Source organism: Pseudochryseolinea flava, from assembly GCF_003286915.1.
Classification (GTDB): Bacteria; Bacteroidota; Bacteroidia; order Cytophagales; family Cyclobacteriaceae; genus Ohtaekwangia; species Ohtaekwangia flava.
The window spans coordinates 162887-188833 of the sequence record NZ_QMFY01000002.1 but is presented as its reverse complement, the minus strand read 5'-3'; the positions used below and the strand labels follow the sequence as shown (position 1 = coordinate 188833).

The 25947-nt window shown below is 43.7% G+C and carries 23 protein-coding genes; 10 read left to right on the top strand and 13 right to left on the bottom strand.

The genetic code is table 11. From position 1 onward, the window contains the following. Window positions 1-125: 125 nt before the first annotated feature. From DQQ10_RS06145 to DQQ10_RS27740, 3 genes are all read right to left on the bottom strand, one after another. Window positions 126-1385, bottom strand: a complete 1260-nt coding sequence (locus DQQ10_RS06145; protein WP_112745952.1) for a PepSY-associated TM helix domain-containing protein — start codon at window positions 1383-1385, stop codon at window positions 126-128. Then, on the bottom strand, window positions 1382-3757 hold the full coding sequence (locus DQQ10_RS06140; protein WP_112745951.1) for a TonB-dependent receptor domain-containing protein: 2376 nt from the start codon (window positions 3755-3757) through the stop codon (window positions 1382-1384). Before DQQ10_RS06140 ends, DQQ10_RS06145 begins: the two co-directional genes overlap by 4 nt. Before the next feature lie 165 nt (window positions 3758-3922). Next, window positions 3923-4297, bottom strand: coding sequence for a hypothetical protein (locus DQQ10_RS27740; RefSeq protein WP_133259550.1), 375 nt, complete (start codon window positions 4295-4297; stop codon window positions 3923-3925). 387 nt (window positions 4298-4684) lie between these two features. On the opposite strand from DQQ10_RS27740, the gene DQQ10_RS06135 reads away from it, so the two are divergent. The 5 genes from DQQ10_RS06135 to DQQ10_RS06115 all read left to right on the top strand — a co-directional run bounded on the left by DQQ10_RS06135 (window position 4685) and on the right by DQQ10_RS06115 (window position 9842). Then, a complete protein-coding gene (locus tag DQQ10_RS06135; protein ID WP_112745950.1) occupies window positions 4685-5488 on the top strand; it encodes an SDR family NAD(P)-dependent oxidoreductase in 804 nt (267 codons plus the stop codon). Between the two features lies 1 nt (window position 5489). Beyond that, window positions 5490-6659 (top strand): zinc-dependent alcohol dehydrogenase, encoded by a 1170-nt coding sequence (locus DQQ10_RS06130; protein ID WP_112745949.1) that lies wholly within the window; start codon window positions 5490-5492, stop codon window positions 6657-6659. Window positions 6660-6863: 204 nt separating this feature from the next. Beyond that, the gene (locus DQQ10_RS06125; RefSeq protein ID WP_112745948.1) at window positions 6864-7184 is read left to right on the top strand and encodes a PadR family transcriptional regulator; all 321 of its coding nucleotides are present in this window, start codon (window positions 6864-6866) and stop codon (window positions 7182-7184) included. Next, the gene (locus DQQ10_RS06120) at window positions 7184-8242 is read left to right on the top strand and encodes an ABC transporter permease (RefSeq protein WP_112745947.1); all 1059 of its coding nucleotides are present in this window, start codon (window positions 7184-7186) and stop codon (window positions 8240-8242) included. Before DQQ10_RS06125 ends, DQQ10_RS06120 begins: the two co-directional genes overlap by 1 nt. Further along, window positions 8166-9842: an ABC transporter permease gene (locus DQQ10_RS06115; RefSeq protein ID WP_112745946.1), complete on the top strand. Its 1677-nt coding sequence runs from the start codon at window positions 8166-8168 to the stop codon at window positions 9840-9842. Before DQQ10_RS06120 ends, DQQ10_RS06115 begins: the two co-directional genes overlap by 77 nt. Before the next feature lie 5 nt (window positions 9843-9847). Here DQQ10_RS06115 and DQQ10_RS06110 read toward each other — a convergent pair whose 3' ends face one another. From DQQ10_RS06110 to DQQ10_RS06095, 4 genes are all read right to left on the bottom strand, one after another. Beyond that, window positions 9848-10993, bottom strand: coding sequence for a chromate transporter (locus DQQ10_RS06110; protein WP_112745945.1), 1146 nt, complete (start codon window positions 10991-10993; stop codon window positions 9848-9850). A gap of 13 nt (window positions 10994-11006) precedes the next feature. After that, a complete protein-coding gene (locus DQQ10_RS06105; RefSeq protein ID WP_112745944.1) occupies window positions 11007-11765 on the bottom strand; it encodes a DUF2490 domain-containing protein in 759 nt (252 codons plus the stop codon). A gap of 73 nt (window positions 11766-11838) precedes the next feature. Next, entirely contained in the window at window positions 11839-12678 is an 840-nt protein-coding gene (locus DQQ10_RS06100; protein ID WP_112745943.1) for a chromate resistance protein ChrB domain-containing protein, read from the bottom strand. Window positions 12679-12746: 68 nt separating this feature from the next. Continuing rightward, window positions 12747-13100, bottom strand: a complete 354-nt coding sequence (locus DQQ10_RS06095; RefSeq protein ID WP_112745942.1) for a bleomycin resistance protein — start codon at window positions 13098-13100, stop codon at window positions 12747-12749. Window positions 13101-13349: 249 nt separating this feature from the next. On the opposite strand from DQQ10_RS06095, the gene DQQ10_RS27865 reads away from it, so the two are divergent. The 4 genes from DQQ10_RS27865 (at window position 13350) to DQQ10_RS06080 (ending at window position 17355) form a co-directional block, all read left to right on the top strand. Further along, on the top strand, window positions 13350-13502 hold the full coding sequence (locus DQQ10_RS27865) for a hypothetical protein (protein WP_165823812.1): 153 nt from the start codon (window positions 13350-13352) through the stop codon (window positions 13500-13502). 353 nt (window positions 13503-13855) lie between these two features. After that, window positions 13856-14056 carry a hypothetical protein gene (locus DQQ10_RS06090; RefSeq protein WP_112745941.1) on the top strand — a complete coding sequence of 67 codons (201 nt, stop codon included), beginning with the start codon at window positions 13856-13858 and terminating at the stop codon, window positions 14054-14056. A gap of 42 nt (window positions 14057-14098) precedes the next feature. Then, window positions 14099-16384: a cation:proton antiporter domain-containing protein gene (locus DQQ10_RS06085; RefSeq protein ID WP_112745940.1), complete on the top strand. Its 2286-nt coding sequence runs from the start codon at window positions 14099-14101 to the stop codon at window positions 16382-16384. 50 nt (window positions 16385-16434) lie between these two features. Next, on the top strand, window positions 16435-17355 hold the full coding sequence (locus tag DQQ10_RS06080) for a TerC family protein (RefSeq protein ID WP_112745939.1): 921 nt from the start codon (window positions 16435-16437) through the stop codon (window positions 17353-17355). A 32-nt stretch (window positions 17356-17387) separates the two neighbouring features. On the opposite strand, the gene DQQ10_RS06075 is transcribed toward DQQ10_RS06080, so the two are convergent. The 3 genes from DQQ10_RS06075 to DQQ10_RS06060 form a co-directional block, all read right to left on the bottom strand. Beyond that, window positions 17388-17801: an EthD family reductase gene (locus DQQ10_RS06075; protein WP_112745938.1), complete on the bottom strand. Its 414-nt coding sequence runs from the start codon at window positions 17799-17801 to the stop codon at window positions 17388-17390. 123 nt (window positions 17802-17924) lie between these two features. Next, window positions 17925-20261 carry an ABC transporter permease gene (locus tag DQQ10_RS06070; RefSeq protein WP_112745937.1) on the bottom strand — a complete coding sequence of 779 codons (2337 nt, stop codon included), beginning with the start codon at window positions 20259-20261 and terminating at the stop codon, window positions 17925-17927. Window positions 20262-20719: 458 nt separating this feature from the next. Further along, the gene (locus tag DQQ10_RS06060) at window positions 20720-21487 is read right to left on the bottom strand and encodes a TVP38/TMEM64 family protein (RefSeq protein WP_112745935.1); all 768 of its coding nucleotides are present in this window, start codon (window positions 21485-21487) and stop codon (window positions 20720-20722) included. 364 nt (window positions 21488-21851) lie between these two features. On the opposite strand from DQQ10_RS06060, the gene DQQ10_RS06055 reads away from it, so the two are divergent. Further along, window positions 21852-22874 (top strand): LLM class flavin-dependent oxidoreductase, encoded by a 1023-nt coding sequence (locus DQQ10_RS06055; RefSeq protein ID WP_112745934.1) that lies wholly within the window; start codon window positions 21852-21854, stop codon window positions 22872-22874. A gap of 307 nt (window positions 22875-23181) precedes the next feature. Here the strand turns inward: DQQ10_RS06055 and DQQ10_RS06050 are convergent, their stop codons facing one another. The 3 genes from DQQ10_RS06050 to DQQ10_RS06040 form a co-directional block, all read right to left on the bottom strand. Beyond that, on the bottom strand, window positions 23182-23490 hold the full coding sequence (locus tag DQQ10_RS06050; protein WP_133259548.1) for a hypothetical protein: 309 nt from the start codon (window positions 23488-23490) through the stop codon (window positions 23182-23184). Window positions 23491-23582: 92 nt separating this feature from the next. Beyond that, entirely contained in the window at window positions 23583-24242 is a 660-nt protein-coding gene (locus tag DQQ10_RS06045) for a DUF1349 domain-containing protein (RefSeq protein ID WP_185147023.1), read from the bottom strand. A 229-nt stretch (window positions 24243-24471) separates the two neighbouring features. Beyond that, window positions 24472-25941 (bottom strand): glycoside hydrolase family 30 protein, encoded by a 1470-nt coding sequence (locus tag DQQ10_RS06040; RefSeq protein WP_165823811.1) that lies wholly within the window; start codon window positions 25939-25941, stop codon window positions 24472-24474. Window positions 25942-25947 lie beyond the last annotated feature (6 nt).

The window sequence follows — 25947 nt, the reverse complement described above, 5'->3', positions numbered from 1 at the left end:
AAAACAGTTTTAAAAATGAAATCGTATTACATCGTATGTCGGGATTAACAGGCATTGGTAATCGCACAGATTCATAAGCAAGCTCGCACATAGTGAGTTTTTGTTCGCATTAAAATATATTGAAACTAGGTAGTTGGATGTTTGCGTAAAGTCGTCAAGAAATATTCGCGACATTTTACAATGACGACTAATAGCACGACACTCATTCCGAACATAGGCAATACAACGGCAAGTATTGCTAAGGCGATGATGACTGCGTAGCCAACTTTGAAAGATGCTGGAACTACGGGTGTATCCCATCCCTTGCGTCTTCTCCAGACATAAGAGAGAATAGCTGAAGCACTCATCACGGATAACAACAGGGCTACGGTTGCCATCAACCACCAATTCCATGCACCGAATTGCCCTTGGTGAAAAGTCATAAACCACATTCGTCCGCGCATGAGTATCCCAACATCAGCCCAACTGTGGCTTACCAAAATTTTTCCTGTGTATTGATCGAAATGGATTTTTTGCTGCAACGACAAATCTTCGTAACTAATATTCGAAACGCTGTAAACGCCCTCGAAATCTTTTGGCAACTCAATGAGAACTTCGCCAGGAAGCTGTAGACTTTCGGATTTAGATACGATTTCGTCAACGGTTAAACGTTTTCCAGGCGGTTGTGATTTTACGGCGTCGCTGTCCCAAGTCGCGGGATATCCTGTGTTTGTGACGCGTTGTACCCACTTAAAGTTATCGCCGAAAACATCTGTCCATGGTAAGCCGCCTGCAAGTGTCATGAGCAGTAATATTGAAAGCCAGAAACCTGTCACCGCATGGAGATCCCTGAAGAATGTACGCTTGCCGAGATTTATTCGCGGAATAAAAACGCCACGCAATCTAAATCCATCAAAAGGCCACCAAATGTAAAGACCTGTCAAAATGAGAACGACTAACCAACTACCGATGAGCTCAACCGCCAGTGTGCCGACTTTGCCCATGAGCAGTTCGCCGTGAAGCTTCCGTATCGTATTCATTTCTGTTTCATGAGCAATGATCGAACCCGTTATGCTTCCAGTATACGGATCAACAAAGTAACTACTCTTATGACTGAATTTTCCAGAGATGAATTCCGTTGCTTGTCGATCTGAAGTAGGCAGCACCATGGCGTCGATTTTTTTTGTAGTAGCCTTTCTTGCGTGCTGCAACTGCTGCTGGAAAGACATGGCTTTTCCGGCAACTGCAACTCGTCGGATGTCTTGTTGTCTTGGAGCTTCGTAGTCATCTTTAAAAAGATAGATGAATCCTGTTACAGACAATATCAACACAACGGGCAATGAAACTAGCCCGGCTATGAAGTGCCACTTCCACAGCCATTGATTAAGTGTTCTGTTCTTTTTCATAGATGACGCTTTCCTGTGAGTTGATATTGAATTCCGAATACAAAAGTGCGTGGTGCCGCGGGATTATAGGTTGCTTTGTCGTTTACACCATTTCCACGTGAAGTACTGGTTGCGTATAGCGCATCCGTGATATTGGTGATGTTGGTGTATAATTCGAGTCCTTTCCAATTGTAGCCTGCACGGAAATTCAAGCATTCAAAGCCAGGGTATTCTATGGTGTTGGTTTGGTTTTGATACCAGGCTGAAACATGCTGCCATTCTATTGACGACCGGAATCCTTTTAGCCGTTTTGGGTAGTAACTGAATTCTGTATTCCACAACCAGCGTGGAGACGTTGGCATGTACTTCCCATCAACATTTTGAATGACGTCAGATTCTCTTTCGCTCAGAACAAAAGTTTTGTATTTGTGAATCGCGTACGTGCCACCCCAACGAAACATAAATTCAGCTGAGGGTTTGAATGTAATTCCATATTCAAGACCACGATGCAATGTTTTTCCTGCGGAACGGTAGTCGGATGAGTTATCGGCCAAACGAATTTGTAGAAGTTCGTTTTTTCCGCTCATGCTATAGAATGACATATCTACATAGATTTTGTTTTCGAGTAACGATGCCCAGCCCCCGATATCAACGTTGTTGAATGTAGCCGGTTCAAGATTATAATAGAACAAGTCGCCGTTATCAGCAGGAACAGTCCGCTTACGGAATATGGCTGTTAAGTCGGGAGGAGAGAATCCTTGCGCGTAGCTCGCGTATAATCCAGCACCTTGTCCAAGGTCATAGGTGAGTCCTATCTTCGGCGAGACGCGGGCGTAAATTTTCTTTCCACCAATAGCCTTACCGTTGCCAAGATCTTTGTCGAGATAGTTTACAAAATCAAACGACATATTGTCGTAACGCAGTCCGGTAGAAATTCTTAATGCTTCAGTCAAATTGAAATCGAATTGTCCATAGGCTGCGGCATTGTGAATGGTGGCGTCGTAATCGCCGATGAGTATATCCGGGCGTTCTTTAAGGAAGATATATTTTTCAACTGATTTTCCGTCGGCTCTTAATTTTGCTTCGAGATCAATTTGATGCGAGTGGTATTGAACGGGGGAGTTGTCGTAAATTCCACCGATGATAAGTTTTGCATTCAAGATGTTAAAGTGCTGAACGTGTTGTGCCAGCGCACCTACGCTCTGAAAATCGTTGGAGTTGATTTCGCCGGTCGCTGTAGTCGTACCGCTTGTCCATCGGATGCGGTAGGCGGGATTTTGACCGAGTTTGTTGTCGCGCGCAAATAACGTTACAAAAGTTTTTGACTCATCTTTCCATGATTTGTCAAGTGTAACACGCGCGCGTAAGGAATATGATTTACGATATGTGAAGTCATTGGTACTCACATACGCGCGGTTATAAAACGCGATGCTATCAACACTGCCAGCAGTTTGGGAATCGTAGTCAGCCCAGGATATTGTGCTCGTGAGATGCAGACGCGGCGTGATGGCGTACTCCATTCGCGCGTATTGTGCGTGTTTGTCGTAGTCGGAATAAGTCATCCAACTATCTTTTTGATCGGACACAAGCCCACCGATGTAGAAACCGAACTTGCCTAATGTCGCACCGCCGCCATATTGTATTCGTCTATACCCGAAGTTGTTCAGTTGTACACCGATGCGTGCAGTAGGTACAGCGGTGGGTCGTTGAGAAATGAAATTGATGGCACCACCAACCGCTTCAGGACCATATATCGATGACACAGGACCTTTTACAACTTCAATGCTGCTTACGGTGAATTGATTCATCTCTAACAAAGCGTTGTGGTTGAAGACGCCCATCGGTCGAATTGGTACACCGTCTTCGAGGTAAAGGTAGTATGAGCTTGTTGTGAACGGAAGGCGGATAGACATCGCATGTTGTTCGTTGTTATAGTTCACCATCATCACACCGGGCGTTTTGTTGATTACCTCATGAATGGATGTGGCTTTCGTTTCATCAATGAGCTGCGATGAAATTTTCGAGATGGCAATCGGTGTTTCAGTTCTTAAGGCTGCCTCTCTACTACCGGTGACAACAATCGTTTGAAGATTTTCACTCGCTGCTGTTAGCGGAATCGACAAAGGACCTTCGGCAACGACCAAGGTGTTGTACGTCGCGTATCCAATATATTGGATCTTTATACTGTCAATCGATTCTTTTTTTGTGTCGAGTAAAAATTGACCAGTAACATCTGTTGTGGTGCCGTGTTTGCCATCGAGTGATGAAACAGAAGCACCTACAAGTGGTTCTTTCGTGTGTGCATCATACACCCTTCCCTTAACCTGGGCAAGTAGGGGCGTGGTGACTGCAGGAAGAACTATAATGAGTATCGTCAAATAAAAACGTTCCATGATTGAGATGGTTGAGCGATGAAGAATTTTCTTCAGTCGCTTTTGTGGATAGTCAAACTATCCTTTGAATTGTTGATGATGGAATTGAATCGTTAAGCGAAATGCAAAACGATTACGGATCGGAGGGCGGACATTATTTACGTTCGACCTCAGATGTATGGAAAACTAAACGCGCGGTGGTTGGAAAATTGGGAGAGGAGAGTTTCCGATTACGGCATCGCTGTATCGACAGAACGCGATGTTTTGCAGCAGAACTGTGTCAAAGTTTGTTGATACTTCGTCGTTGTTTACGAAGAGAATTATTTCAATGGCCTGTAAGGTGGCAGGGAGGTGGTTATGACTATCCTGGGTAGGAGACGTTAGTGTAGTGTTGTCGTAATAATCGCTACCGCAGACTGCGATGGGAACCTCTGAAATAAGCCCCAATGCGTGGGCCATTTCGTGGCGTTGTTGATAAAGATAAGAAATAAGACCGATTCTGCTGCTGCAATGCAACGTCATGCTGAAAAGAATGAGTGCTATGATCAGTCGGTTTTTCACGTGCGGGCAAATGTATGATGCGAACTGGGATTTTCCAACCGCATTTCGTAATCAATATTGAACTATGGGGATTTCCCGTAAAGACGATCGGTCTCCAACGCAGATGCCGACTTAATTGCCCACGGTAACGCGTAGGAAAACTTATGCTACAGGTGAACGGCGTAGTATCTAACGCAACGCCGCTGATAACTTCGCTTATATAAATCAACAATGTTCTTGTTTTTTTTGTATTGATTTTTTGCTCGCCACGCAGGTAGTCAACAGCCTTCATTTACATCCGGTCTCGTAGGCATCACTATTTCTAATTTGTGTTGAACAAACGGAAGATAGTATCTCATTCGCATCTGTTCTTCCGCTTAAGGTACAAAACATCTAAAATCTGATAGCATGAATGAAAATAACAAATATGCATTAGTGACCGGCGGGACAAGTGGCATTGGTCTTGAGCTGGCGAAATTGTTAGCCGCCGACAGTTACAATCTTATCATTGTTGCGCGCAGCGATGGCGACCTCGCGCGTGTCTCGTCACAATTGAAGAACGAGTATGGCGTCGATGTAATTACCATTGCAAAAGATTTATTCGAGCGGCGAAGTGCATTCGATCTCTACCACGACGTGAAAGCGCGGAATATTGATGTTGATATTCTAATCAACAACGCGGGACATGGTCATTACGGCGAATTTCTAGAGACAGATCTTGAAATGGAATTGAAAATTGTTGACTTGAATATTGCCAGTCTTGTGATATTGACGAAGCTTTTTCTGAAAGACATGGTCGCGCGCAGACAAGGCAAGATAATGAACCTTTCGTCTATTGCGAGTAAAGCACCTGGACCGTGGCAATCCGTATATCACGGTACGAAGGCATTTGTTCAATCATTTACAGAGGCTGTGCGTAGCGAGGTGAAAGAATCTGGTGTTACGATCACCGCGCTACTACCAGGAGCAACGGATACTGACTTTTTCAACAAAGCGGGAATGGAAGAATCAAAAATCTATCAAGAAGGAAAGTTATACGATGCGGTGGATGTTGCACGGGACGGATACAAAGCGCTTCTCGACGGCGACGACATGGTTGTGTCTGGCTTTGGCAACAAGATGCAAGTCGCGATGAGCGCAGTAACAACAGACGAAAAACTCGCCGATAAAATGAACAAACAACAAGAACCAGTTACCACAGGGAGAAAATAAAATGAAAGCAGCTAGAATTCATGGTCCGCGTAATGTCAAGATGGACACCGTAGACGATCCGAAAATTCAGGATAATAGAGATATAATTTTAAAAGTAACGGCCACTGCGATATGTGGTTCTGATTTACATATTTACTCCGGTGGACTGCCGCAACCAAGACCCATGACGCTTGGTCACGAGTTTATGGGAATTGTTGAAGAGGTAGGCGCAGGTGTAAAGAATCTGAAGCGTGGCGACCGTGTCGTCGTCCCTTTTCCGATTGCATGTGGAAATTGTTTTTTCTGCGCTCATCATCTTCCCGGACATTGCGAAAATAGCAATCCAGAGCACTATGGTCCTGAAGGTGGATTGATAAAAGAAAAGGGAGGCGCGTTATTTGGTTACACCGATTTATATGGAGGATACGATGGCGGACAGGCACAATATGTTCGTGTGCCCTATGCGGATTACGGACCACGTGTGGTGCCCGACAATTTAAGCGATGAACAAGTACTTTTTCTCACTGATATTTTTCCTACGGGTTACACTGGCGTTGATTGGGGTGAAGTAAAAGGTGGTGAGACTGTCGCTATTTTTGGCGCTGGCCCTGTGGGAATTATGGCGGCGAAGAGTGCATGGCTTCGAGGCGCTGCGCGTGTGATTGTAATCGATACGTTGAAGTACAGGCTTGATAAAGCGAAAGCAGCCGCAGGATGTGATACCATTCAATGGACAGATGGTGCAAAAGAGGTTGTCGAACAAATTCGCGCGTTAACCAACGGTCGCGGTGCCGACGTGTGTATCGAGGCGGTGGGCTTTGAGCCTGATAGAAATATTCTTGATCGTGCAAAGGCCGTTGTTAATCTGGAGAAAGGATCGATCAAGGTATTGGAAGCGTGCATGAGCGCCGTAAGACGGGGCGGAACGGTATCTGTGTTGGGCGTTTATCCAACGACGTATGATAATTTCCCACTCGGTCAATTTTTTGACAAAGGGATTGTGATGAAAGGAGGGCAAGCGCCGGCACACAAACATATCGATACACTACTGAAGTATGTCGTTGATGGAAAGGTAAGACTCGATGATATCATCACCCATCGTTTGCCGCTGTCTGAAGTCGCTCATGCCTACAAGATTTTTAAGGAAAAAGAAGAAGATTGTGTGAAGGTTGTGCTTGATCCTTGGAAGTAGTTTGGCGTTTCAATGATCAAGATGGTGATCGATCATCTTGATCATTTAATTTTTAAGGTCTAGTTTTTTTTTATCGCAGCGTTCAGTGTTCACACGCGGTCACATCGGATTATTTTTCGTACACTGGCATTATTTATTTCCGTTAAATTCAACTGATTTCGCATCGGCCCGCTATTTGTTCTACAGATGTTGAAATAATAACGTATGTCAGGACGAATCTATCTTGGTGAATTAGAAGAACTCATTTTATTGATGGTCGCGCTCATAGGCACAGACGCCTACGGCGTTTCAATTGCCACAGCACTCGAGGAGCAGACCGGTCGGGTTATCACCATTAGTGCCGTGCACGCAGCGCTGCATCGGTTAGAAGATAAAGGTTTTGTGAAATCAAAGATGGGTGGTGCTTCCATGGAACGTGGTGGAAGAAGAAAACGACTCTTCCAAATCACGACCTATGGACGTCAAACGTTGGAAGAGGTTCGTGATGTGCGTGATCTAATCTGGGCTCAAATTCAAAATATCTGATGGTGACCGATCCACAACCTCCCCGCTGGGCAGAGATGCTCATCGAACGCTTCGCTCCCAAAAATTTTGCAGAGGAGATCAGAGGCGATTTGTATGAAATGTATTTGGGCGATGTAAAACAACGGAATCATCGTGTTGCTCGACGCAAATATGTATGGCGTGTACTCGGATTTTGTACGCACACTTTTTTCTGGAAACAACCAACTCAACAAAACCGATATAATATGACAGGTAGCTATTTTAAAATGGCAAAGCGAAGCTTGCTTGCCAACAAGGTGACGACAACCATTAACGTACTTGGCTTGGTGATTGGTATTGCATCAGCGTTGGCGATCATTTCCATTATTCGATTCGAACAAAGCTTTGATACGTTTCACTCTGACTATAAGAATACTTACAGAATGGTGCGCGTAAGTGGTGGTGATGTTGCTGAATTTCGAACTGGCATTCCCTACGCGATTCCGCCCGCAATGAAAGACGTTGCTTCCATAAAGAAGATGACCAAACTCGAATATCTGCGTGGTGCCAACGTCGATGTACTAAGCAGTGATGGTAAATTTGAGCGACAGTTTATAGAAGAAGACGGTGTTGTAACGGTCGAGCCTGAGTTCTTTGATGTTATCGATTTTGCAGGCAGTCCTATACAATGGATTGCTGGCGATGCGAAAACATCATTACGTGAGCCAAGTAGTGTTGTTGTTACACGGGCAATTGCACAGAAATATTTTGGTGAAGAAAATCCTATCGGGAGAACACTGCGTTTTCAAAAAGCTTACGACTTCAAAATTACGGGTGTCATCGAAGATTTTCCGAGGAATACAGATTTTCCATTCACCATGTTGGTGTCCTATTCATCAATGCCGCTGCTGTTCAAAGAACGAATGTCAGATTGGGTGAGTTCAAATGATGGACATGCTGTATATGTTGTCCTTCAAGAGGGCGTAAACGTAAAGGATGTTGAAGCACAGATAGCGAAGTTACATGAAGCAAAATATCGGAAAGGATTTGTCAAGCTATCGTCATTATTATCTTCAGCCACTAAGCGAAGTGCATTTTGATCCGAACTTTGGAACGTTTAGCAGAAGAACGATAACGCACGAAACTATTTTTTCACTACAGTTAATTGTATTTTGTCTGTTGGCGGTGGCGTGTATCAATTATGTAAATCTTTCGACGGCACAATCTACACTGCGTTCGAAGGAGATCGGTCTGCGGAAGATTATGGGAAGTAGTCAGTTGAACCTGGTATTGCAGTTTCTTGTAGAAACTACCGTGATTGTTGCCCTCGCGGCACTTATCGCGCTTGGCCTCGTGTCAGCGTTGATGCCCGCACTTGCCTTCATGCTGGACTTGCAGGTAAGTATTAATTTATTCGATCCGATGTTATGGTTAACCTTGGCAATGATTGTTGCAGGCGTCACCGTATGTGCTGGCTTATATCCGGCCCTCACGATTTCAAGTTTGAATCAACTCCGGGCTATGAAGAATCAGTTCAGTACAACGAAGATTGGGGGTGTCAGTCTGCGAAAGACTTTAGTGATTGTTCAATTTACAGCCACCCAGGTGCTTGCTGTTGGTACGTTTATCGTTGTAACACAAATGGCGTACTTTAGGAATATGGAAATGGGTTTTGACCGCGATGCAACGATCGTTTCTGTTCGACTGCTGAATAGCGATCCATCCTCCCTAAGCGCCTTTGAATCTGAATTGAGAAAGCTTCCTTTTGTCGCGCGTGTTGCGAAAAGTTTTACACTTCCGTCAGGCGTTGAGCGCAATAGAAATTCGCGGAGCATCGGTAGACTGGAAGCAAGTGATGTTCAGGATTTTCAGAACTACGAATATTCTGCAATCGATGAAAATTTTCTAGACCTCTATGGTATTCGCCTCGTTGCAGGGCGCAATCTTACGTCGGCGGACTCATCAAAAAACATTCTCGTCAACGAAACGCTAATGAAGAATTTGGGCTACAACCATGCGCAGGCAATTGTAGGTGAGTCGCTGAAGGTGGGCGGCAATAGTTTGGTTCATGTGGTAGGTGTGATCAACGACTATTACGGAAACTCGTTGAAGGAACGTGTTGATAATATTGCCCTTGATGCGAGTCCGGATCGATATCGGCAAGTGAGTGTGAAGCTTGATCTCGGCGGAGATCAAAACATGACTGAAGTGGTTGATAAACTTGAGCAAACTTGGAAATCGATTTATCCGGAGCATGTATTTCAATACCGTTTCCTCGATGAGAATATTGCAATGTTCTATGACCAGGAACTGAAGTATTCAAGGATGTTCCAAGTGTTTTCAGTAGTATTTGTCCTTATTGGGTGTTTAGGACTTTACGGTTTAATCACATTTATCGCGAATAGGAAGGGCAAGGAGATTGCTGTGCGTAAGACGCTTGGTGCGAGTGTTAGCAATATCATTGTGATGTTGTCGCGAGAGTATATCACACTCATTTCCGTGTCGTTCGCGTTGGCCGTGCCGATCGCGTGGTATGGCGTAGATCAGTGGTTGATGAATTTCGAAAATCACATTGAAGTTCAATGGTGGTTGTTCGTGGTACCCGGTATTATGGTGTTGGTAATTGCGTTGGGCGTTGTCAGCATGAAATCTTTTAATGCAGCCATTGCCAACCCGGTCGATAAACTTCGGAATGAGTAACTTATTTAGTGCAAGAGTACTTTGATCACGATCGCGAGCACGGCAGCGACTACGATTACCAATGGCTCTTGTAGTTTTTTAAATTTAAACAAGACCAATGCGCTCGACACGGCAATGACCATGGTTGGGATATCCGTTAATGTTCGCTTGGCGAGTACAAGAACCGCGCCGGCAATTGCTCCGATAGCGGCCGCTGTAACGCCATCAACAAACGCTTTTATAGCAGGGTGCTTTCCGTATTTTTTAAAGTAGGGCGCTGGTATAATGGTGAAGAGATAACAAGGGATGAATGTAGCAGCCGCGGCAACCACAGCGCCGCCGACGCCTGCAACAAGGTAGCCGATAAATCCCACCGTGATCACAACTGGACCGGGCGTGATCATCGCTACAGCTACCGCATCAAGAAATTGTTGTTCATTTAACCAATGATGTTCTCCCACAACACCACCATAAAGGAAGGGAACGATCGCGAGACCACTGCCGAATACAAATGCACCAGCTTTCGTAAAGAACCATGCGAGTTGCCATAGCTTGGATTCTGTTGTGATGGTTGGTATTTGGGCGATGACAGTTGGTAAAATTACGTTGGCAGACGACAGCCATTTTGGTGGAGCTTTTACGAACCACATGATACATCCGGCGAGTAGAATTAGTGACAATAGTTCTTGTTCCGTTGCAAATGTTACGATCGCCAGTGTAACAAATATCATCCAGAGTACTTTGTCTTTACCGATACTCTTTGTGGTTAGTTTATAACTTCCGATGGCAATGATGCCGATGACAGCAGCGCCGACACCGTAAAACACGGCCTGCATCCAAGGAAGTCCACCGTAAGTGACGTACGCGTATCCAATGCCGAGTACCATCAGGAAGGAGGGAAGAACGAAGGCAATTCCCGCTAACGTTGCGCCGAGAATTCGGTGGTGCACAAAGCCAATATAGATGGCGAGTTGTGCTGCCAACGGACCAGGTGCAAGTTGTGACAGTGCCAATCCTTCTTTGTAGTCGTCTTCTGTAATCCATTTTTTGTTTTCAACCAAATCACGATACATGTAGCCAACGAGCGCAACGGGACCACCAAATCCCCACGTACCGAGTTTTAGGTAATACACTATTAGATCTTTCAACGAGTAGTTTGCTGTTTTTTCCATGGTGAAGGCTCGGTCAATTTTTGTCTCTTAAATCGATTGAGTGGAACACGAAGAATCGTATCGCGTGTGTCGAAAAGTAGTTGTTACCAGATGCTTCCTGCTGGTATACGTTCATGTAGCCAAGTTGCGCATTGAGGTGCGAAGAAAATTGATAGCCGAACCCTGCAAAGAATCGGTTTTGGTCAAATGTATTGTAAACGACATTATCGCCAAAATTCAGAAATACTTCGTTCATGACCGCTGCAAACGGCGTCTTTGCGTCCAACGCTTTTCCTTTCAAAGGAATGAAGAATGAAAAATTATAGCGAATTCGGAATGTGTAATTGTATCCTTCTTGTTTGACATCGCCAATAATCTTCTCGTTGAACCTTTGTTCAAGTCGAAGCCATTGTAAAGTTGTGAGCCCTGGATATTTTTGGTTCCACCAGATTTGCTGCCAAGTCCTATGCTCTTCACGTGATGTGTGAAGTGCTTTCCCCGGAAAATGATGTGCGTAAGCATAGCCCACATGAACACGCAGGTTATCTTTTATAAAGTATGTAATGGCTGGTCGTAAAAGAAACTGGAAAGGACGGCGCGCAAAATTGTCGGTCATGCGATAGTGAACATCAGCCCAAATTCCCCACCTGTTTGAAAATCTTGTTTGATTAAAATAGCCTGTCCACAATTGTTCGCGCTCATGAATATGTTTTTCTGGAACCTGCCCTTGGACATGAGCGCTCACGCAAATAAATGCCAGGAGGGTTAAGTGATTGAAAATTGTTCGCAACATAAAAATCTTTACGCAATGCTAACATTGTTTGATTATTTATGTCTAGAACGGAATTGACCGACTTGTATATTGTTTACTTCTTATGTAACTCTTTGCGATAGATCGATGGATTTTTTCCTGTATGGTTCTTAAAGATGCGATTGAAATGACTTTGATCGGAGAAACCGGTAAGATAGGCGACTTCGGCAAGGGAATATTTTGGATCTTCTAGTAATGCAATGGATTTTTCGATTCTCAGTTTTCTGATATAATCGCCGAAAGAAAGATTGTCGAAGTACTTTGAAAACTCTCGCGACAAATAGCTCGGATGTACATTAAGGGTTTGTGATATTTCTTTCAAACTTAGTGTGAGGTTGGTGTCAATCTGATCTTGAATTATTTCCTTCAATTCTTTTGCCCATGTTGGTATGGCTTTATTCTTTTTCTCATGCAGAAACTTTTGGTAGACGTCCAGTAGCGTCCTTTCAAATGGACTTTGTGTATGTTTTTCATTTTGAAGGAGCTTCGACCATGTATACAATCCGTCATATATGATCATGCCCTGTGCTAAAAGTTGTTGATCATCTTTAATGTTATGAGCGATCCCAGCAGAGATAGCCCACAATCCTGATGATTGACTGGCGAGATCATGCCTATCAGTGTCTGCACCGCGGACGATCGCCGCCATCGTTTGAACAGCAGCATCTTTTATTTTATGCTTTCGGATGATATAATCGAAGGTACATTCATCTCCATAGTGTGTATATTCTACATCAGGTACATCGAATGGGGTTGCATCGTATGCTTTAGCGCGTTCAACAACCTCATGCGAAGGAACGTAGATGAATTCGGCGTCTGTGTCGACAAAGCGCTTGATCAGCCAAGGGCAAGCAAGGCGGTCTATTTTTGGGCGTTCACGTGTTATCCATTTCATGCCGCTGCGAAGTATAAGGTTATTTCCAATGCTGCCATGTAGCTTGAACTAAGATCTTTCTTAACCGCCTAGCTAGCTTGACCAAAAGTTAACAGGTTATTGTCAGGATCGAGCATCGAGAACTCTTTTTGTCCCCAGGGTTTTACTTGCAACTTTCCATTGGGGTGAATGTCAAGATTTTTATCAAGCATGTATTGGTAAAGGGCCTCGATGTTATCTGTTCGAAGGTACACTTGTCCGTAGTTATGCTCAGGTATCAGCTCCTTGAATTCAAAGAAATGCAGCTGTACGTTGTCCTTTTGAACCATCAAATATTCTTTGTATGCTGTGCTTCCCAATTCACTGAATCCCAAACTCAAATAATATGCGCGCGAGATTTCCTTGTCACGCATCGGTAATTTAGGGTTTACGTGTGTTAGCATGGCTGTCTGTTTTGTTTTGTGTACAATATACTATACAGACGCGTCCTCTTCGTTAGGCATGAGATCCTTTTTATCAATTACTGCTTTTCAAATACTCTCGTATGGGTGGAACGCCAGTAATTATTAACGCGTGCCTAATCGATCGCAATCCAATTGGTGACCTTGATGATCAGAAACATAATGAAATTCTAATAACTGCAGCCTTCTTGCACACGTTTGAATAGTGAAACATCGTTAATTATGACAAGCATGATCACGCGAAAGAGAAATACGAAGGCAAGCACCGCGTTGCTGCACGCTGATTTCGCTTTTTACGCGAGTGATGCCTTAACCGTTGGTCCATATATTGAGGCGATCAAAATCATTCATGCATCAGAGCCTGTTGGCCACTATCAACTATAGTGGCCGTAATATTTTCTAGTTGCGCTTTCTGTAAAAGCCACTTTTCGTTTACTAGTTATTCCTAAATTCCATCCAGTACGCTACCATTCAAAGCCGTGCTGATAAATTTTTATTGGCCATGATGAGCAGAACATTTAAGAGCAGCATGCTCGAATATTCCAAATTGATTTTGTTGAAAATGACATTTGATAAAAGGTTATTCAAAAAGGAATTGAAAAAGGCTTTCCGTTACCTTAGGAATGACGAACGGAAAGAGCGTGTAAGTTGGATTCGCTCAAGCGCCGAACTTGTTGCACTCGTTCAATGAGTGACAAGGCAGTGGTAATTTTAATCTCATTTTAATTTCTTGTGCGGTGACAAATAATATCATTGATGAAAATAGCAACGGAAGAAGCCTGCTGCGCACGTTATTGCTAATAGGAATGGTGATCTTCGTGCGACGCGAAGTTACGAATCCTTTTAGCTTGACCTTTATAACGATGGTACTCGTTATTATTGGTGGAATGTGGGTGGCCAAATGGATGGCCGATGTCAAGAAAAATCGTGATCCTTAGCGTTCGCTCATGTTTCTTGTTTTTAAAAGTTAACTTGGTACTATGGGACATTTACCAGATCTGATACGAGACCTTGCGCTAATCTTGATGGCGGGGGCGACAACAACATTAATCTTCAAGAAGATTAAGCAGCCGCTCGTGCTCGGATACATCATTGCTGGTTTTCTCGTAGGGCCGCACTTTCATTTTTTGCCGACTGTAGCCGATAACGAGAATATCGAAGTGCTGGCGGAGATTGGTGTGATCTTTCTCTTGTTCAGTCTTGGTCTTGAGTTTAGTTTTAAAAAGTTGATGCGTGTTGGCGGCGCTGCATCGATTACGGCGTTCGTTGAAATTGCATTTATCACCATCGCAGGCTACTATGCTGGAAGGTGGATGGGCTGGTCAACGATGGACAGTTTATTTCTGGGGGGGATGCTCGCGAGCTCGTCGACTACCATTATCATTCGGGCCTTCGAAGAACTTGGTGTGAAGACAAAGCAGTACGCTAGAATTGTTTTTGGTGTGCTCGTTGTCGAAGATATCGTCGTGATTTTGCTTATGGTGCTCCTGTCTACGATTGCCGTTACGCAGCAATTTGAGGGAAGTGAAATTGTGTTTACGATCGTGAAGTTGCTATTCTTCCTCGCGCTTTGGTTTATTGCCGGGATCTTTCTCTTGCCGACGTTATTAAAGAAAGCAAAGGCATTACTAGACGAAGAAACATTGCTGATACTATCGATTGGTCTCTGCTTGGCGATGGTAGTGCTGGCTACCAAAGTCGGATTCTCTGCAGAGCTTGGCGCGTTTATCATGGGATCAATTATTGCGGAAACTACATCTGCGGAACGTGTCGAACATCTTACGAAGCCAGTAAAAGATCTTTTCGGATCGGTGTTTTTCGTATCCGTCGGAATGATGATTGATCCTCAAGCCATCATGCAGTATGGGTGGCCGGTAGTTGTGGTAACGTTACTTACCTTGTTTGGGAAATTGTTCAGTACAACGGTGGGTGCACTGCTCTCGGGGCAACCCTTAAAACAATCGGTGCAAGTTGGTATGAGTATGGCGCAAATCGGTGAGTTCGCGTTCATCGTTGCAACGTTGGGCTTATCCCTTGGTGTTATTTCTGATTTTCTCTTTCCAGTCGCCGTGGGAGCCTCAGCAATAACAACCTTCACGACGCCGTACTTAATTAAATTTTCGGAGCCGCTGTACTTTTTTCTAGAGCGAATACTTCCAGAGCGATGGATCAAACGTCTGCAAGCTTACTCTGCCGGCACGCAAAATATTCAAGCGGAAACAGATTGGAAGATTGCGTTGAAATCGTATCGAAACATTATTTTAATCAATATTGTTTTCTTGTTGATTTTGTTTTGGTTGTCCATCAATTTCTTGCTGCCGTATCTGAGCGGTACGATTGAAAATGAAACAACACGCGGTGTGGTGGCGTTGGCCATATCGTTTGTTGTGGCGCTGCCGTTTCTGTGGGCATTGATGGCAAAGAAGCCAGAAAACAATTCTTATAAAGAGTTGTGGCTTGATCGAAAATATAATCGTGGGCCGTTGCTGTTGATAGAAGCGAGTCGCGTTTTGTTGGGCGGTGTGCTGATTTTTGTGTGGGCATTTCAATTATCATCTAATCAAGTTGCCATTATGGTCGCCGTTCCTGTGGTGATGGCGATCTTATTTGTTTTTACGCAACGAATGAAAAATTTCTACCGGAGACTCGAAGAACGTTTTTTAGGGAATTTAAATGCAAGGGAAATTGAATCTGCAAATTCGATGAGTTCTCGTGTCTCTCAAAAAAACGCAGACTTTCAAACACGATTGGCGCCGTGGGATGCTCACATTGTTCAACTGCAAACACCTACACATGCACCGTTCATAGGAAAACCCTTAAGTGAACTGCAATGGCGCGAACACTACGGTATAAATGTTGTTTACATTAAACGAGGCGAGGATCTTATTAACGTACCGGGTAGAAGTCATTTCATTTTGCCTTTCGATCAAGTCGGAATTGTCGCGACCGATGCTCAGGTGGCAGGGTTTAAACCTGTTTTTCAGGAACCAGATCCTAAGCAGAATCGAAATAGCAACATTGACATTAATGATATTGTCTTTGAGCAGTTGGTTGTAGACGAGTACACCAAGCTACGCGGGCGTTCGATACGCGATTCAAGTCTGCGAGAACAGACGAATGGTATTGTGATTGGAATCGAACGGGATGATCTTCGTATCTTAAATCCAGACTCGACTACAATATTTGAATGGGGCGATGTAATCTGGATTGTTGGTGAGCGAGATAAAATCCGCGCGTTGCGAAATCAAAAGGCAGCGAGGGGGTAGTTGTATTCGTGCGGCATAAAAAAATCAAATGGAAATAAAGTAAACTTATTATGAGTGAAGAAACTCTTCTTTGGGGATCGTTCAGCGTTTTTGTCATCGGCATGCTAGCTTTGGATCTTGGCGTCTTTCATCGTAAATCACATTCAGTGTCGGTGAAAGAGGCGCTTACATGGACAGCCGTATGGATTGCGCTGGCGATGCTGTTCAATCTTTTTGTTTATCACTATTTTGATAAGGAGGAAGCGTTGGAATTCTTCACGGCCTATGTTGTCGAGAAGTCGTTGAGTATCGATAATATTTTTGTGATCATCATGATCTTTTCCTACTTCCGTGTTCCGGATGCCTATCAACATAAAGTTCTCTTTTGGGGTATTTTCGGCGCGCTTGTGATGCGTGTGATCTTCATCTTTGCTGGAATTGAACTCATTCATAAGTTTCACTGGCTGATCTATGTTTTTGGCGGCTTCCTGATAGTAACGGGTGTGCGCATGGTCTTCGGCGAAGACAAACCCATAGATCCTGAAAAGAATCCAATCGTGAAATTAGTTAGGAAGATGTTTCCTGTGACGGCGTCGTTTGAAGGCGACAAATTCTTCGTGAGACGCGATCATAAACTATGGGCAACGCCCTTGTTTATTGTTGTGATGTTGATCGAAGGTACCGATTTGATCTTTGCCGTTGACTCCATACCGGCGATCATTTCGATATCCGAAGACCCTTTTATTGTCTATACGTCAAATGTATTTGCTATCCTTGGCTTGCGTTCTTTGTATTTTGCGCTTGCAGGTATTGAAAGGTATTTCACATACTTAAAATATGGACTTGCCACCATTCTTGTTTTTGTTGGTGTGAAGATGGTCATCGCAGATTATTATAAAATTCCTGTAGAGATTTCGTTGATCATTATTTCATTCTTACTCGCGATTTCAATGATTGCCTCTGTGGTTATAAAACGGAAGCCGGTATCTTAGTCCAGCAACGGCGTGACTAGACGCATCGTTATTTATCTTACCACCTCGCTGATCAATATCACGGGCGCTACATTCGTATATTTTGTAATGTCAGTGCGGATTGTTTCACGATGCGGTGCGATTGCTGACTGGTATTCTTGAAGGTTCCTGACATAGAAAGTTCCGATAGCCATGTAGGATAGTGGCTGGTTGGGAATTCCACTGGCGAGTCCTTTTTCAATCGTATACTTCACAAGATTGGCGCCAATAATATCGGCCACCATGGGCATGTGTTTCGTTTCGTAATACGTCATGTCGAAAGTTTTTCCCTCGGAGAATGGGTACATCACGGTAATTTTCAGAAGCCCTTTTTCTGAAGACGCTGTGCGCTGATGGTTATTTTCTTGCGCAAATGAAACGAAAAATGCAAGGATGAATGCTGTTGATATAACGACTCGTAGTTTCATATTGAGTTGGTTTATTGGTCAATTTAGGGTGCTTGCTGCTGTGAATCCAAATGTTGACACGGGAAACTTGTTGTAGATGTCAGATTTGTTTAAGAATCGATCGTCGTCTCGATAGGATGGGGCCTAGTCCGTTTTCAAAGTGTCGATTGGATTCTTAGCGGCAGTTCGAATGCATTGGAGCGATACAATAGCGCCTACCAACAGTATTATGGATACTGCAACGAGCGCTAAGAAAAGAAACGGGATAGGAATTTCATGCGTATAGCCCTGGCGTAGTCGTTCAATAATTGCCAAGGTAAAGGGCAATGCGATGACAATCGCCCAACATGCAGGCCTTATAAATTCGAGCAAAAGGGTAAATAGCATTTGATGATTCGATGCACCATGAATTTTTCTTATTCCGATTTCTTTCGTGCGTCGTCGTGTATTAAAAGTAACCAGCGATAGAAGTCCCAATACGGCAATGGAAATCGCTATCATCGCGCACCATGCAGATAGTCTTCGAAGGAAATATTCGTTGTAAAATTGATTTTCGAAGTCTGCATCCAAAAAGCTATACTGAAGTGGAATTCTCGGATGAAATTTATTGAACGTTTTCTTTAAATGATCCAATGCGGGGCCGGCTGTACCATCTTTATATCTAACAAAAAGATTGTAGATGTTTTCTTCGGTTCCGTAACAAAAAATGACTGGTGATAAAGGTGCGTGTATATCGTCGTTAACGAAATCCTTCACAATGCCGATAACGGTTCCTTGCTGATTGCCAAACATACTATACGTTAGCTTTTGTCCAATCGGATCTTTCAATTGCATCAACTTGGCTGCGCCTTCAGTGATGATGAATGCTGAGGAGTCTGATACACGGTCGGAGGAAAAGTTTCGACCTTGTATGATTTCCATATGTAAAACGTCCAACATGTCTTCATCCGCTGATGATCCATTTAATATTGTTGTAGTGCCAGGGATACGTCCTGACCAATCGACCTCAGCACTTCCATTGATTTCCATCGGACTAGCTCCGCCGTAGCCAGCAGATACAATAGCCGGGTTTTTTAGGAGCTCATTTTTAAAAGCTGTAAATGGTACAGGGTATTCAGGCTGAAGCCAGATGTTAATTACATTCTGTTTGTCATAGCCAAGATCTTTTTCTAATAGATAACTTGTCTGTTGATGAACTACAGCCACTGAGAATATAAGAATCGCAGCAAGTGAAAGTTGAAATATTGCGAGTGCCTTGCGTAATCTATGTCCGGTAAAAAGTTGCATTCCACGCATGGCAGATATTGGATTGAAAGACGCCAATAGAAACGCGGGATAGCAGCCCGCAATGATGCCGGTGATCATAGCGATACAAAACATCGCGATTAAAAGCGTGGGAGTTTGAAGCAGTGAGGGAAGATCGCTCCCGGTAATCTGGTTGAAGTAGGGTAAGATAAATTGCGATGCGATACAAGAAACGAGAAATGCTATAAATGAAATAGCCAAGCTTTCCAACATGAATTGTATTGTGAGGGTATCGCGTGTGGCGCCTGTTACTTTACGTACACCGATTTCGCGTGCACGTTTTGTAGCATAAGCTGTCGCTGTTGAAACATAATTTACAATCGACATTAGCAATATGAATATTGCGGCGGCAATGAAGGTCTTTACATAGACGATTCTTCCACCTGTCGCAATCCCATTCTCAAAGTTCCAATAGAGATGCCATTTTGCCTGACTAAACAGCATGGCTTTGGTTTGTTCGCTTCCATTGTGTTTTTGTAAGATGCCGTTAATCATGGCTTCTGTCCTGGCGACAGCATGTGTGTCTCGGAGCTTAACGTAGTAGTTATGCCATTCTTCATCGGAGCGCTTGATGGCGTGAAATGGTAGAATAATTTGGTAAGAATGAAATGAACTGTTGGTTGGAAAGGGCTCGAATATCGATGTAATGGTAAAGTAGTCGGTTGCGCCTATCAGTACAGTTTTGCCGATAGCTTCATTGGCACTTTCGAACAACGTACTGGCTAGTGTACTTGTTATGGAAACGCTGCGATTGTTCCGGAATCCTTTTTCGGTGTCGCCATACAGAAGCATTGGTTTAAAAACCTGGATGAACCCACTGTCCGCATACATGCCACGTACTTGTATTTGCGCGTTGTTGTAGGTGATTAGGCTTTGTGTGTTATCGATGCGTGTGATTGCCTCCAATGAAGCAAGATTCTCTGGTAGGAGATCATACAACGGCACGGATGTCTCATCGGAGGTTTCAATTTCGTCATCGATGGTTTCATTGAACAGTATCGCATACGTCCTGTCCGTTTCTGAATTGTAACGGTCGAATCGGAACTCATCAGTAGCCCATTGGAAAATTAAAAAGATGCAAGTCAGTCCAATGGTTAAGCTTACAACGGTGAATATCGTTTGTGAAAAGTGCTTTACAGACTTTCGCAATAAGAGCATGAGTACTGAACGGAACATAAGAACTTTTGATTGGCAAGTACAACGTTTGCCGCGTATTTATCAATGATTCTAAAGAACCAATATGGCGTCACGGTTGCGGGTGGATGTCCTTCTTAAAAATGTCGGTTTCATACAATTTTGAGATGTATCTGCGAGCTACTTTGTGCGCGATTTTGAAGGCATCGCGTCTTGATAAGATGCCAACGTAATTTAATGTATCCTGTATGATTTATGTATTTAAGACATCGGTGAACACAAGAGAAGAAGTAAAACTTTTGAGTACAGATTTGAATGAGCTTGTCCAGCACGGTTGGAACATTGACCTTGATGATTGTGATAAAGTCTTGCGGATAGATTGTAATGCAGAGACCTCCGACGGAGTAGTCGAGCTTTTACACCGTCGAGGATTTGATTGTGTGGAATTATCTTAGCCTTTACCGTGGGTAAAAAAAACGAAAATTTTCGTTTTCAGTGCATCAACTTTTAATATGGTTGATATTTGACGTTGCGTGTTCCTGGTCTTCGTCGGCAAATGCTGCGTTGCGACGCTTTTTGTCGAGCACATAATAAACGACTAGGCACACTAAAGATATTCCCGCGATCCAAAGCAGCGCAGTTTCTACATTTCCATTCTTGCCGTAAATCGCGATCATGATAATGAGCGGCGTTACACCACACATGGTAGCGATGATATATTTTTTATAACTCATCTCAAGAATACCTGCGACGAATCCCAATGAATCTGCGGATATTGTTGAGAGCCTGAATATGGCAACAGCCTTAGCGCCATAACGCTCAACAAAGACTTGAATTCGGTTTTGTATGCGCTGCGATACGAAGCGGTCAATAGCACGCGGACCAAGTTTTTTGCCTATGAAATATCCCAAAGACGACGAGCAGAATACGCCGATTAAACAAATTAACGCTCCCCATATGGGGCCATAACAAACAATGGCAATCGCAAATAACAGGATATTAGGAACGATCAGGAGAAACATTTGAAACGCCATTGCCACGATGAGAACAACAGGGCCGAGGATTCCAAATTTTTTGACCCAACGTTGAATTTCGTCTTGATCATCACTGGTGAGCACGGCGAAAACATCGTTTACACCATCTTTGAAATCGGGGATTATAAAGTAACATCCAACAGCGATTGTTAAAACAGACAACATGCTGATTAAGAACCAATTCTTTCCCGGATTTTTACGACCACCATCATTGCTTGTACTGCTATTTTTCATGGCTCGGAATAAATATAGTATACCGCCGATAATACCATTTTATTACTAAAATTTTGGGCCAACGAAGTTGACTCTGAGCACGAGTCGTTTATGTGTGATTCGTTTTCGCGTACACTTAATTCCCTTCAGATTGTCTTTATCTGAATTTATCACAGCATGAAGTTTGTTGCCAATAGAAATAAGTCCTAGTACGTGTATTCACCATGCATCGCGACCGCCTTTGCAACGTGGATGTTAAACTATTTTGCTGTAACGTGTGTTGACGAGATGAACCGGTCATGTTGGTTATTAAGATTCAACATGCTCACAACTTTCATTTTCACTTCTACCGGTATTGAATTATTTTAACGCGAAATGGGCTATTATGAAGAAAATTGGATTTTTGTCATTTGGACATTGGGCTAATCGTCAGGGATATCAAGCACGTACGGCAAGTGATACATTACTTCAGTCGATAGATTTAGCGGTGGCTTGTGAAGAGATGGGACTTGATGGAGCATATTTTCGTGTACATCATTTTGCAGCTCAGCTTGGATCGCCATTCCCTTTATTGTCGGCTATCGGTGCTAAAACTAAAAAGATAGAGATCGGAACCGGCGTCATTGATATGCGTTATGAAAATCCGCTTTACATGGTAGAGGATGCGGGCGCTGCTGACTTGATTTCTGGCGGACGATTGCAACTTGGTATTAGTAGAGGGTCACCAGAACAGGTTATCGATGGGTGGCGTTACTTTGGTTATGAACCTGCCGAAGGAGAAACCGATGCAGACATGGGGCGTCGTAAAGCATTGGAATTTCTTGATAAGCTGAAAGGCGTAGGATTTGCTAAGCCTAATCCATTTCCGATGTTTCCAAATCCGCCGGGCTTGTTACGATTAGAGCCGCATGCAGAAGGACTTCGCGATAGAATTTGGTGGGGAGCCGCATCGAATGCGACGGCCGTGTGGGCTGCTGAACAGGGTATGCATTTGCAAAGCTCTACCTTGAAGTTCGATGAAGGTGGTAAACCATTTCACGTGCAGCAAGCCGAGCAAATTCGATTATACAAAGAAGCTTGGAAGAAGGCTGGGCATAAACGTGAGCCAAGAGTTTCTGTAAGCCGTTCTATTTTTGCTTTGGTAAACGACCAGGATAGACATCTCTTTGGACAAGAGCGTAATCGTACGGATCAAATCGGTTATATCGAGCAAGATAAACGCGCGATTTTTGGCAGAAGCTATGCCGCCGAGCCAGATCAATTAATTAAAGAATTGGCGGCAGACGAAGCAATCCAAGAAGCAGATACAGTATTGTTAACCATTCCAAATACACTTGGTGTTGATTATAATGTCCACGTGTTGTCGTCTATATTAGAATACGTTGCGCCTGGATTGGGGTGGCGGTAAAAACACGGGAAGATGGGATGTGTTTACACATAAGGGTGACATTGTCTTGAAAAGATTTTATAAGTGCCGTAGATTTCGGATTACAATGTATGCCACTTGAGTTCCAGGTTTTTATGTGGAGAAAAAGTGAAGACGAGATATATTATGAGCTATTAGAATCCGTTGAAAATTCGAAGCGAGACAACCTGTAATGTCTCGCTTTGTTTCATCAGTAATAAAAAATAGACTACTTCAGCGGGTTTGCAAATTTCCAGACAACAGATGACACCGTAGTCGCTAGACAAACTTCTGATAATTCAGATAAAAGCTACTTCGACTGATGCTGATAACATTTTTTGTTTTTGTTAGCCGTCATCCGTTTACAGCGCGTGCCATCCTTCGTTTTGCCTTCGCATAAGTTGAGTTTCGCTTTTACCCATTCATCTGGCTTGCAAACGCCGCATGCATTCTTTCCGTTCTTCTTGGCATCTGCCAATTTAATAGGACTTGCTTCGCCCGAAAGTTTGCAATCTGCGGTGTGATATTTTTCACCTTTCGTTGACGAATAAACCGTTTGTGCAGCGGCGGCGACACAGGTAAATGCAATGAACAGGGCCGTTACGAAAATGTTTTTCATCGTGTAAGCATGTTGTTGATGTGTAAAGGTAACGACTTCGTTTACGATCAAAAACGGCACAAAGCCAATACTTTGAGATGCGTTTGTTGGTGTTATTTGTTCTGCTTCAACCAATTCAACCTGCGCTCGTCTGGGAGGTGTGTTACTTTAAAATGCTCGAACTTTGCTTCAAATCCATTACCATCAGGGCTTGCGGCCATCAATCCAACCATCACAGGGTGATTGTCTTGGAGCGGTGCATTGCGCGACAGGATATACTTTTTATCATCGAACGAATAGAATATCTCAAGTGCATCGATTCGCCTTACCACTTTAATCCATATAAAAGCAGGAACAGTGTCGAGTGTGATGACACTCCAATCACTTACGTGGTGTGTAACAACGGTGCTGATGTTAAATTTCCCATCTACGAATTCGACACCAGTTTTAATATAATTCTCATGGTCTGTACGGATCATGAGCCCCATCTGATCAAATCTTGCTTTGTAGGCACCCGTTAATTTAACCTTCGCTTCGAATTCTCCACCATAGGTTGTGTAATAGAAGGGGGCGTCGTCAACTGTGAAGCCATAGTGGGAGATACGCCAATAGTCACTTTGTGGCGTAACGTTCATGATCAAAGTATTTTTTTCGATGCGCCATTTCTCTGGTTCGTTAAACCATTGCATTTTCTCAAGCGTTTGTGCATTGCCAACGTAACAGATCATAGACAGTACAACAGCAATCGATAGTTTCTTTATGGTCTTTTTCATGAGCAGTTAATGTTTTGTGTTCCCTGTATTCATGCAATACGAGGATAGAACGGAAAAATAGCGATTCAAACTTGAATGAAAAAGATACAGAAAGCTTTTGGCGTCAAGGGCCGGTGAGTGTGATTGCCCCGTCCATAAGTTTTCTTGTAACAGGTATGCTCACAAAAAAATAAGAGCACAAGTTAAATGTGCTCTTATTAAAATCGGTAGGAGAGAGCGTTGGTATAAATCACCAGCGTATAGTCGCCACCGATTTGGCTGGAAGACTGTAGCTAAACTGTCGCGCACCAAGGTTCACAACAATCGACAATGGATTATCGGTGCTGTTGAGTGCTACGAATGCCTTGCTACCATCGGTATTCAAGAAGGCCACGGCATTTAAGCCAGCTACATTTTGGTTATTTGTTAATCCAATGCGTTTTGCACCAGGTCTCACAAATTTCGAAAAGTGGCCAATGGAATAGTACTCGATGTTTTTCGTTACGCTGCCTGTTCCAGAATTGATCGTTACAACGCCGCGGCAATCTGCACAACCACCGTTAGTAGGTCCGTGATTTTCATCGAGCGCTAAATTCCAAAGGAGTGCTGTTTTTGACCAGTTCTTTGTTGTGCCGATGAAGATGTTGTTCATGTTCCAGATGAGGTTGTCGGAGAAATTCTGCGCCCATGCGCCACCTGAAATCTCCGTGAAGTAAAGGCCTTTATCGGGATATGCCGCATGCACAGCGTTCATCGCCGAAACATCTCCTGCGTATGCGTGAAATGCAGAACCTGCAATGTATTGTGATGCTGTAGCATCGCCAAGAATTGTTTTGGCATAGTCAATGTTGTCCCAGTTGTGGTCGTAGACAATGATTTTTGTGTCTATATTTTCTGACTCGAATGTTGGGCCAAGATTGTTTTTAACGAAGTCGAGTTGATCTGCTGCAGGCATATCGGTACTTGGGTAGTTCGATGTTACGTGCAGTGGTTCGTTCTGCGGCGTGATGGCATCGATGGTGATCCCTTCGGCATCGAATGCCTTGATGTACTTGACGAAGTAGTTCGCATAGCTTTCGTAAGCATCTGTTTTTAGTTTTCCGCCATTCAGACTACCATTGGTCTTCATCCATGCTGGTGCGCTCCAAGGTGATCCCATGATGTTGATGTTCGGTGCGATGCCAACAATTTGTTTGAGCACAGGAACAACATCTTCTTTATCTTTTGCAATCGAGAAGTTTGCCAACGGATAATCCGTTTGTCCACTAGGCATATCGTTGTATGTGTAATCAGACAGCGAGAAGTCCGATGCGCCTATAGTCATTCTCAAATAGCTGATACCGATACCGTTTTCAGCGTCGAATAGATTTTGCAAGAGCGTTCCGCGTTGTGAGGTGCTCATCTTCTTGTTGATGAGGTACGCCGACGATCCCGTAAGTGCGGCACCAAAACCTTCAATCTCTTGGTAGGTTACGGTGGAATCCAATGTGATGGTTGGGCTTGCTTTAATCGTGGTGATCATGATGTCATTCTGCTGAGCAAGCAATCGTGATTGATCACCGGACGTGACCCATACTTTTGCCTTGCCACTGCCTCCTGGTTGAACTGGAGGGCCAGGGTTGGGTGTGTCGTCGCCTTCGCTGCAACCTCCCGCGATCATTGCGATCGCCAGGAGTATTTGCAGCTTCCCTAACCCAAGACTGATTAGTTTATTTTTCATGTTTTT